This is a genomic window from Faecalimonas umbilicata (assembly GCF_004346095.1).
GTDB classification, from domain to species: domain Bacteria; phylum Bacillota; class Clostridia; order Lachnospirales; family Lachnospiraceae; genus Faecalimonas; species Faecalimonas umbilicata.
The window spans coordinates 92,597-101,616 of the sequence record NZ_SLZV01000008.1 but is presented as its reverse complement, the minus strand read 5'-3'; the positions used below and the strand labels follow the sequence as shown (position 1 = coordinate 101,616).

Sequence of the window (9,020 nt, the reverse complement as noted above, 5' to 3'; positions counted from 1 at the left end):
AATAAATACTGAGGAGGAGCGAAGCTGTCAGGGAGATCAATAAAATGAAAAATAAAACAAAAAGTAATTGACAACTAATAGTAATTAGATTATACTAATCAACAGATGAAAATGTTTATCAATTTCAACATAGAAAGAAGATGATAGTATGCCGCTGACGATGGTAAGTGTAAATGAACCGAACACGATCATAAGAATCGGGGGAAAAGAAGAAACACGTCGATTTCTTGAAAATCTTGGATTTGTTCCGGGTGGGGTTGTGACAGTCATTTCTGCAAATGGAGGAAATATGATTGTTGAGATCAAAGGTGCCCGAATTGCGATTGGGAAAGATATGGCGAATAAAATTATTGTTTAAAACACTGTGAGACAAACAATCGTCATAGAAGTGCAGAATAAAACAGATTTAGAAAATAAGATCTGATAGAAAGGAATGAGAAAAATTATGAACACATTGAACAAGATACCTTGCGGCAAGACGGTGAAGGTAAAAAAGTTGACAGGGGAGGGACCGGTCAAGCGCAGAATTATGGATATGGGAATTACAAAAGGGGTAGATGTTTTTGTGAGAAAGGTAGCGCCTCTTGGAGATCCGATTGAAGTGACGGTCAGAGGATATGAATTGTCGCTGAGAAAAGCAGATGCCCAGATGATAGAAGTAGAATAATTTTTTTTGCCCACCGGTTAGCGAATGCTAACGAAAGAAAGGTGAAACAAACAAAGGGAATTAGCAAAAAAAGGAATAAGAAAAAAGGAGAAGTAGTATGTCAGTAAAAATAGCACTTGCAGGAAATCCAAACTGCGGAAAGACAACGTTGTTTAATGCACTGACAGGTTCCAACCAATTTGTCGGGAACTGGCCGGGAGTTACGGTAGAAAAAAAAGAGGGGAAGTTAAAGGGACATAAAGATGTTGTGATCATGGACTTGCCGGGAATTTATTCTTTATCCCCATATACACTGGAAGAAGTTGTGGCAAGAAATTATCTAATCGGGGAGCGTCCGGATGCAATTTTAAATATTGTGGATGGAACGAATATTGAGAGGAATCTGTATCTTTCCACGCAGCTGATGGAACTTGGAATTCCGGTTGTGATGGCAGTCAATATGATTGATGTGTTGGAGAAGAATGGCGATCGTATCCATATTCAGGAGCTCAGCAAAAAACTTGGATGTGAGGTTGTTGAGATTTCTGCATTGAAAGGAACCGGCATCAAGAAAGCAGCAGAGAAAGCGGTGGGACTTGCGCGGCAGAACAAAGCGGTGGTGCCTGTCCACGAGTTCTCCAAAGAAGCAGAGCTGATCATTAAAAAAGTAGAAGAAAAGCTAACCGGAATTGTAGAAGAACAACAGAAACGTTTCTTTGCAATAAAACTGTTAGAAAGAGATGATAAGATTGGATCGCAGATGGAACGCGTTCCGGATGTCAGTACAGAAATCCAGGAAATGGAGAACGTGTTTGATGATGACACAGAGAGCGTGATCACCAATGAACGATATACGTATATTTCCTCTATCATTGGATCTTGTGTGACGAAAGGATCTAAGGAAAAATTGACAACTTCCGATAAGATTGACCGTATCGTGACAAACAGATGGTTGGCATTGCCGATTTTTGCGGCAGTGATGTTTCTTGTCTATTATGTATCTGTGACGACAGTAGGAACGTGGGCGACAGATTGGGCAAATGACGGTGTATTTGGAGATGGATGGAGCTTTTTTGGAATCTCGGTTCCGGGTGTTCCGGTTCTTGTAGAAAGTGCGTTAAATGCAATCGGTTGTGCAGACTGGCTGCAGGCATTGATTCTGGATGGAATTGTTGCCGGTGTAGGAGCGGTTCTTGGTTTTGTTCCGCAGATGCTTGTGCTCTTTGTGTTCCTTGCATTTTTAGAAGCATGTGGATACATGGCGAGAGTTGCGTTTATTATGGATAGAATTTTCCGTAAGTTTGGTTTATCAGGAAAATCATTTATCCCGATGCTGATCGGAAGTGGATGCGGAGTTCCTGGGATCATGGCATCCAGGACAATCGAAAACGACAGAGATCGAAAAATGACAATTATGACAACAACTTTTATCCCATGTGGAGCAAAGCTTCCAATTATTGCACTGATTGCAGGGGCGCTCTTTGACGGTGCCTGGTGGGTAGCGCCGAGTGCTTACTTTGTGGGAATTGCGGCGATTATTTGTTCTGGAATTATTCTGAAAAAGACAAAGATGTTTGCGGGCGATCCGGCTCCGTTTGTTATGGAACTTCCTGCATATCATATGCCGACAGTCGGAAATGTGTTGAGAAGCATGTGGGAAAGAGGATCTTCTTTTATCAAAAAAGCGGGAACGATTATTTTGCTATCGACCATCGTACTGTGGTTTTTGATGAATTTTGGATGGAGTGACGGCTCTTTTGGAATGTTGGAAGCAGAACAGCTTGACAGCAGTATCCTTGCGAAGATAGGAAGTGTGATCGCACCAGTATTTACACCGCTTGGATGGGGAGACTGGAAGATGGCAGTTGCAGCAGTAACGGGTCTGATTGCAAAAGAAAATGTAGTAGGAACCTTTGGTATTTTGTTTGGATTTGCGGAAGTAGCAGAAGATGGAGCAGAGATATGGGGTGCACTTGCAGGAAGCATGACAGCAGTTGCGGCATATTCTTTCCTGGTATTCAATCTGCTTTGCGCTCCTTGCTTTGCAGCGATGGGAGCGATCAAAAGAGAGATGAACAATGCAAAATGGTTTTGGTTTGCAGTCGGTTATCAGACATTGTTGGCGTATGTTGTTTCTCTCTGTGTTTACCAGATTGGAACTTGGATTACTACCGGAACATTTGGAATCGCCACAGCGGTCGCATGTTTGCTTGTGATTGGATTTATGTATCTGCTTGTACGTCCATATAAAGAAAGTAAGACACTTCATGTCAATATGAAAGCAATGGCAGGTGCAAAATAGAAATAAGAAAGACTGCCGGTTCGGAGGAACTCTCTGAGGCAGTCTTTTTTCATAGGAAAGAGATCGGTTATAAACTGAAAAATTATTAAAAAGGAGGAAGGAATATGGGAACAATTGTTGCAGGAATGATCGTTGTAGGGTTAGTAGCGCTCGCAGTGAGAAGCATGGTAAAAGATAAGAAAAATGGAAAATCACTTCACTGTGGCGGAGATTGTAAACATTGTGGTGGGCACTGTCATTAGAGAGAAATAGTTTTCATTTTGGAAAGGACGGTATGAGCCAAAACATGACAGGACAGATTAAAAAAGTAAATGAGACAGGCAACTATCGGCGGACAAAGATGAAAAAAGAGATGGTTCTTCAGAAACTGCGGGAGCAAGGCTGCAGGATTACACAACAGAGGCAGATCCTTTTGGATATTATATTGGAAGAAGACTGTTCTTCCTGCAAGGAAATTTTTTACCGGGCATCTAAGCTTGATCCGGGAATTGGGACGGCAACGGTATATCGTCTTGTCAATAAGCTGGAGGAGATTGGTGCGATTAGCAGGAAGAATATGTATAAAATTGCCTGCGATGAGGAAAATGGCAGCAGAGAAGTATGCAGAATTGAGATGGAGGATCATACTGTACGGTACCTGTCATCAAAAAACTGGAATGAAGTGATTCTTGCAGGGCTGAAAAGCTGTGGATACATCGGAACGCAAAAAGTAAAAGCAGTTGTGATTGAGTCTTGTGTTTGAGACTGATCGTGATAGGACTTTAAAAGATAAAATTTCTCAATAACAGAAAAATAATGGAAATTATCCGCAGGCAGGATTATAATGACAAAAATATTGTAGGAGGGAAGAGGCAGATGAAAAACCATAGATTTTGGGCATGGGCAATGGTCGCATGTCTGTTCATGACACTCTACACAGGCTACAAACATAAATAAATCTAGGAGGGATAAAAATGTTAGATTGTTTTAAATGTATTAACATGAAGAAAACAGGAATCTTTGCGGCAGGAGTTTTGTTTGGTACAGCAGGAGTAAAGCTGCTTGCGAGTAAAGATGCGAAGAAAGTGTATACAAACTGTACCGCAGCAGTACTCAGAGCAAAAGAATGTGTGATGAAGACAGCAACAACAATCCAGGAGAATGCAGAGGATATTTACGAGGAAGCAAAGGAGATTAACGCAAAACGTGCTTCGGAAGAAGAGGCAGACGTATTTGAAGAGGTCGAAGAAGTTGCGTCGGAAACTTGTACTGATGATGAAACGGACAGAGAACTCTAATTGCAGAGAACAGGATGGAATTAACAGAGAGAACACTTGCGGATTTCTTGCCAAAAGGCGAACAGGATCAGCAGGTGTTTCCTTTTAGTTGTTCTACATATGGAAAAGAGGTAAACAGTGAGATTTAAGATAAAACATGAAATAGAGGGACGAATGCGGGTGCATTTTCTGGGAAGTGCAATGACATACCGACAGGCGGATACATTACTTTATTATCTGGAAAATAAAAGTGAAGTAATCTCTGCGAAAGTATACGAGCGCACTGGGGATGCGGTCATTCGTTACAAGGGAAATCGACGTAGAATATTGGAAATGCTGCGTAGCTTCTGTTATGATAAGGTAGTTGTTCCGAATGAAGTACTTGAGACATCAGGGAGGGCGCTGAATGCAGCATATCAGGAAAAAATTATAGATAAAATTTTATTCCGATGGATGCGTAAGTGGTTTCTGCCTTATCCGATGACGGCACTGTATACGGCTGCAATGTCTGTCAAATATATTTATCAGGGATTAAAAATACTGTGTAAAGGAAAAATAGAAGTTCCGGTTCTTGATGCGACTGCCATCGGCGTTTCGATTCTGAGAAATGACTTTGACACAGCATCTTCCATTATGTTTTTCCTTTCTATCGGAGAATTGCTGGAGGAGTGGACACATAAAAAGTCTGTGGATGACCTTGCGCGTATGATGTCGCTCAATGTAGAAAAAGTATGGATAAAAAAGAATGATCAGGAAATCCTTGTTGCGGCATCGGCCGTAAAAAAAGGAGATTTAATCGTTGTACATATGGGAAACGTTATCCCGTTTGACGGTACTGTAATAGAAGGAGAGGCTATGATCAATCAAGCTGCGTTGACTGGAGAGTCTGTTCCGGTAAGGAGAAGCAGTGAAGATTCTGTCTATGCCGGAACGGTATTGGAAGAAGGAGAGATTACCCTGCGTGTGGAGAAGACTGGTGGTTCGAGCAGATTTGAAAAAATCGTGACGATGATTGAAGCATCCGAGAAGTTAAAGTCTTCATTGGAAGGAAAGGCAGAACATTTGGCGGATCAGTTGGTTCCATATACGTTTGCAGGCACAGGACTAGTATACCTTCTGACAAGAAATGTGACAAAGGCGCTCTCGGTACTGATGGTAGATTTTTCCTGCGCGATGAAACTGGCAATGCCGATCTCAGTACTATCAGCTATTCGTGAGGCGAGCAAATATCATCTGACTGTAAAAGGCGGAAAGTACCTAGAAGCTGTTGCAGAAGCAGATACGATTGTTTTTGATAAGACAGGAACGCTCACAAAAGCTCATCCGACGGTTGTGGATGTCATATCGTTTAATGGAGATGATCCGGATGAACTGTTAAGAGTGGCGGCATGTATGGAAGAGCACTTTCCACATTCCATGGCCAAAGCGGTTGTGTATGCGGCCAAGAAGCGGAATCTGGAACATGAAGAAATGCATTCCAAAGTAGAGTATATGGTAGCCCATGGAATCTCAACAGAGATTGAAGGAAAGCGAGCGGTGATAGGAAGCTATCATTTTGTATTTGAAGATGAGAAGTGTCGGATTCCAGAAGGAAAAGAAGAACTTTTTGAGAGTCTTTCCGGGGAATACTCACATCTCTATCTCGCGATGGAACAGGAACTTGCAGCAGTGATCCGCATCGAAGATCCTCTGCGGGACGAAGCAGTGGAAGTGATCCGCCTGCTAAAAGAGGAGGGAATTGCAAATATTGTTATGATGACTGGGGACAGTGAACGGACAGCAGCTTCCATTGCGAAAAGAGTGGGCGTGGATGATTATGATTCGGAGGTGCTTCCGGAGGAGAAAGCGAGATTTGTGGAGAAGGAGAGAGCAAAAGGAAAGAAAGTTATTATGATTGGAGATGGCATCAATGATTCTCCGGCGCTGTCAGCGGCAGATGTCGGCATTGCAATCAGTGACGGCGCAGAGCTTGCAAGGGAGATTGCGGACATTACAATCAGTGCAGATAACTTGTATGAACTTGTTTTGCTGAAGAGACTCAGTGACAGATTGATGCAGCGGATTGGAAGAAATTATCGACTGATTGTTGGAATTAACGCTGCACTCATTGCCCTTGGAGTGGCAGGAATTCTGCAGCCGACAGCCTCTGCATTGTTTCATAATACATCAACACTATTCATTGGGCTGGATAGTATGAAAAATTTAATGGAATAGCATATCAAAAAGCGTGTGAGAGATAAGAAGTATCATTGCTGTCTGTACAGATGGCAGGATACTTCTTTTTTTAACGGAAAGATTATTGAGAAAAATAGATCAATAAAAGTATTGACGAATCAACTTGAATTAGATAATATAAACATAAATTAGAAATAACTAACAAGAGAAGGAGGAAACATGAGTCAGGAAATATTTGAACTTGTGAAGGGGATGGATTTCAAAAAGATCGAAACACAGCTTGCTTTGCAATGCGCACCATTGATCATGGGACTGAAAGTTTCTAATCTTTTTATCATTCCAGCGGAGAATGAAACAGCAGTAAAAATAGTTTTGAAGCACTCAGGAATCTCTTATTTCCGGCTACTTCGGACGACAGAAAAGATCACGTATCTCCTATATCGCAGAAAAGATCTAGAACAAGTGATAGAACATCCAAAGATGAGGGATTTCTTTCAGAAAGAAGGATATGAGCAGCTGACATTAGGAGCTATTTTGTATACCTTTCAGAAACGTTACGAATCTTATATGACAGCAGGAGGAATGTTTCCGCATGAGATGGGGCTGCTTCTTGGATATCCGCTTGATGATGTCACAGGATTTATAGAGCAGAAAGGCAAAAATTATCTTTATGCAGGATATTGGAAAGTATACACGAATATGGGAGAGAAGATTTGCCTGTTTCAGGCATTTGAAGAGGCAAAAGAAGCATTGATCCAAGCGGTTGCCAGAGGGATTCGGATAGAAGAACTAGTCCGGGGATGTGTGGCATAAAAATACATTGTCGATGAAAAAAGAAGCAGAGACAAGGAAAAGATAAGGAGGAAGATCATGGATAAAATTTATGTAGTATATTGGTCACAGACAGGAAATACAGAGGCGATGGCTGAAGCGGTCGCAAGGGGAATCCGTTCAGAAGGAAAAGAAAGTGCGGTTGTAGAGGTGGGGAGCATCTCACCAGAAGAATTAAAGGAAGAGGCAGTGTTTGCACTTGGCTGCCCGGCGATGGGAGCGGAAGTGCTGGAAGAATCAGAGATGGAGCCTTTTGTGGAAACATTGGAAGCATTTGTGAAAGGAAAGACAGTTGGCTTGTTTGGTTCTTACGGATGGGGAGATGGAGAATGGATGAGAGACTGGGAAGCGCGTATGCAGCAGGCGGGAGCAAATGTCATCGGAGGAGAAGGTGTGATCTGTCAGGAGACACCGGATCAGGAGGCATTGGAAAAGTGTGAAGAGCTCGGGAAAAATCTTGCAGCTTTGTAGACAGAAGAGAAAAGAAAGGACAGAAAGATGAGCGTTGTAATTGTAGGAGGCCATGACCGGATGGTTTGTCAGTATAAAAAAATATGTAAAGGGTATAAGTGTAAAGCGAAAGTATTTACACAGATGTCTGCAAATCTAAGTGAACAGATTGGCACTCCGGATCTGCTGATCTTGTTTACGAATACCGTATCTCACAAGATGGTACGCTGTGCAGTTGCAGAAGCAGAGAAATGCAACGCAGACATTGTGCGATGTCATACAAGCAGCAAGAGTGCATTGACAGAGATTCTTGAGAATGTATGTGCTTCTTCTGTTTGCTAAGAGGATAGTAAAAATAAGAAAAAAGTAGTTGTGGGCGGCAGAAGTAACTGCCGCCTTTTGCATTGTGTTTCGTGCCGTAGCGGATCAAAACAGAGTTTTGTGCAAGGAAGTCAGCACATAACAATAATCTTCCTCGGGACGATCTGAGCGGGAATGCTTTTCGTGGCATTTGTGTAATAGACGATTAAAAGGCGATCCACAAGAGAGCAGCGGAATGGCTGCCCATTTGATCCGACGATGTCGGTGGCGGGGGAAACATTTAGTTTTAGTGTATTGTCGTCGTTTGTGAGAGTTTCATCAAAATAGTCTACGGTGATCGTTTCATTTGGCTGCTTTCTCCCAAGGATGACAGCACGGTACTGAGGAGGATAGATAAGTGGAACAGGAACCTGGGCATCGTAAAAAGCCGCGACAGTCATGCCGCGGCGAAGGCGTACTTCACTGATGACATACGTATCACTTGATACGACAACTGTGACAGTACCTTCAGATGTCTGTAAAGTGACAAGGGAGCTGCAACATTCATCGCCGAAAGGGCGAATGTTTTGAATCGTTCCTTCCAGCGGGACAAAAGAAAAGTTAGGCATAAAATATTACTCCTGTTTTTCACCAGTATATGCAGAAGAATATTTTGTGGCACCACTTTCATTCGAATCCAGTTTAGGAGGTTCAAACGGATAGATTGCCTCATAGGATTCCAGTTCAGCAGAGGAGGACGGTGCAGAAGGGATCAGTCCTGTGCAGTCCCATGCAGAAGCTGCAGAAGAAAGATAATCGTAAGAGTCAATGATCTCCTGATTGGTTAGTGTTTGTTCGGAAATTGGCTGAGTATCAGAAGAGATTTTTCCGGCAGGTGCAGCTGTACCGCCTTTTGCAGATTGTTCAGTAATTGGTTTCATAAAAAACTCCTTTCCCGTCTGTAAGTCGTTGATATCCGGTAATAATTTTTTTTAAGATAGAAAAGATATCATAAATAGTATGAGCGGAAAGGAGAAAAATTATGTTTTCAAATGCAGAA

General features: G+C 42.2%; 12 protein-coding genes. 10 read left to right on the top strand and 2 right to left on the bottom strand.

What is annotated here, in order from left to right; genetic code table 11:
• Positions 1-148: 148 nt before the first annotated feature.
• From EDD74_RS05500 to EDD74_RS05455, 10 genes are all read left to right on the top strand, one after another.
• Positions 149-358 (top strand): FeoA family protein, encoded by a 210-nt coding sequence (locus EDD74_RS05500; protein ID WP_008974994.1) that lies wholly within the window; start codon positions 149-151, stop codon positions 356-358.
• A gap of 87 nt (positions 359-445) precedes the next feature.
• Positions 446-667: a FeoA family protein gene (locus EDD74_RS05495; protein WP_008974995.1), complete on the top strand. Its 222-nt coding sequence runs from the start codon at positions 446-448 to the stop codon at positions 665-667.
• Between the two features lie 97 nt (positions 668-764).
• Entirely contained in the window at positions 765-2,948 is a 2,184-nt protein-coding gene (feoB, locus tag EDD74_RS05490; protein ID WP_016440828.1) for a ferrous iron transport protein B, read from the top strand.
• 104 nt (positions 2,949-3,052) lie between these two features.
• A complete protein-coding gene (locus EDD74_RS05485) occupies positions 3,053-3,190 on the top strand; it encodes a FeoB-associated Cys-rich membrane protein (RefSeq protein WP_008974998.1) in 138 nt (45 codons plus the stop codon).
• Positions 3,191-3,222: 32 nt separating this feature from the next.
• The gene (locus EDD74_RS05480; RefSeq protein WP_008974999.1) at positions 3,223-3,690 is read left to right on the top strand and encodes a transcriptional repressor; all 468 of its coding nucleotides are present in this window, start codon (positions 3,223-3,225) and stop codon (positions 3,688-3,690) included.
• A gap of 211 nt (positions 3,691-3,901) precedes the next feature.
• Entirely contained in the window at positions 3,902-4,225 is a 324-nt protein-coding gene (locus EDD74_RS05475) for a DUF6110 family protein (RefSeq protein ID WP_116441321.1), read from the top strand.
• A gap of 153 nt (positions 4,226-4,378) precedes the next feature.
• Complete coding sequence (locus EDD74_RS05470) at positions 4,379-6,418, top strand: heavy metal translocating P-type ATPase (RefSeq protein WP_116441411.1); 2,040 nt, start codon at positions 4,379-4,381, stop codon at positions 6,416-6,418.
• Between the two features lie 180 nt (positions 6,419-6,598).
• On the top strand, positions 6,599-7,192 hold the full coding sequence (locus EDD74_RS05465) for a DUF3793 family protein (RefSeq protein WP_008975000.1): 594 nt from the start codon (positions 6,599-6,601) through the stop codon (positions 7,190-7,192).
• A 57-nt stretch (positions 7,193-7,249) separates the two neighbouring features.
• The gene (locus EDD74_RS05460) at positions 7,250-7,681 is read left to right on the top strand and encodes a flavodoxin (RefSeq protein ID WP_008975001.1); all 432 of its coding nucleotides are present in this window, start codon (positions 7,250-7,252) and stop codon (positions 7,679-7,681) included.
• A gap of 27 nt (positions 7,682-7,708) precedes the next feature.
• A complete protein-coding gene (locus tag EDD74_RS05455) occupies positions 7,709-8,002 on the top strand; it encodes a DUF2325 domain-containing protein (RefSeq protein ID WP_008975002.1) in 294 nt (97 codons plus the stop codon).
• A 110-nt stretch (positions 8,003-8,112) separates the two neighbouring features.
• Here the strand turns inward: EDD74_RS05455 and EDD74_RS05450 are convergent, their stop codons facing one another.
• Entirely contained in the window at positions 8,113-8,589 is a 477-nt protein-coding gene (locus tag EDD74_RS05450) for a hypothetical protein (protein WP_008975003.1), read from the bottom strand.
• Positions 8,590-8,595: 6 nt separating this feature from the next.
• Positions 8,596-8,901, bottom strand: coding sequence for a hypothetical protein (locus tag EDD74_RS05445; protein WP_008975004.1), 306 nt, complete (start codon positions 8,899-8,901; stop codon positions 8,596-8,598).
• Between the last annotated feature and the right edge of the window lie 119 nt (positions 8,902-9,020).

Excerpts from the sequence above, each read along its gene's own strand:
- EDD74_RS05480 (WP_008974999.1), top strand. The coding sequence starts at position 3,223 with ATGAGCCAAAACATGACAGGACAGATTAAAAAAGTAAATGAGACAGGC.
- feoB (WP_016440828.1), top strand. The coding sequence starts at position 765 with ATGTCAGTAAAAATAGCACTTGCAGGAAATCCAAACTGCGGAAAGACA.
- EDD74_RS05500 (WP_008974994.1), top strand. The coding sequence starts at position 149 with ATGCCGCTGACGATGGTAAGTGTAAATGAACCGAACACGATCATAAGA.
- EDD74_RS05465 (WP_008975000.1), top strand. The coding sequence starts at position 6,599 with ATGAGTCAGGAAATATTTGAACTTGTGAAGGGGATGGATTTCAAAAAG.
- EDD74_RS05455 (WP_008975002.1), top strand. The coding sequence starts at position 7,709 with ATGAGCGTTGTAATTGTAGGAGGCCATGACCGGATGGTTTGTCAGTAT.
- EDD74_RS05495 (WP_008974995.1), top strand. The coding sequence starts at position 446 with ATGAACACATTGAACAAGATACCTTGCGGCAAGACGGTGAAGGTAAAA.
- EDD74_RS05450 (WP_008975003.1), bottom strand. The coding sequence starts at position 8,589 with ATGCCTAACTTTTCTTTTGTCCCGCTGGAAGGAACGATTCAAAACATT.
- EDD74_RS05460 (WP_008975001.1), top strand. The coding sequence starts at position 7,250 with ATGGATAAAATTTATGTAGTATATTGGTCACAGACAGGAAATACAGAG.
- EDD74_RS05475 (WP_116441321.1), top strand. The coding sequence starts at position 3,902 with ATGTTAGATTGTTTTAAATGTATTAACATGAAGAAAACAGGAATCTTT.
- EDD74_RS05470 (WP_116441411.1), top strand. The coding sequence starts at position 4,379 with ATGCGGGTGCATTTTCTGGGAAGTGCAATGACATACCGACAGGCGGAT.
- EDD74_RS05485 (WP_008974998.1), top strand. The coding sequence starts at position 3,053 with ATGGGAACAATTGTTGCAGGAATGATCGTTGTAGGGTTAGTAGCGCTC.
- EDD74_RS05445 (WP_008975004.1), bottom strand. The coding sequence starts at position 8,901 with ATGAAACCAATTACTGAACAATCTGCAAAAGGCGGTACAGCTGCACCT.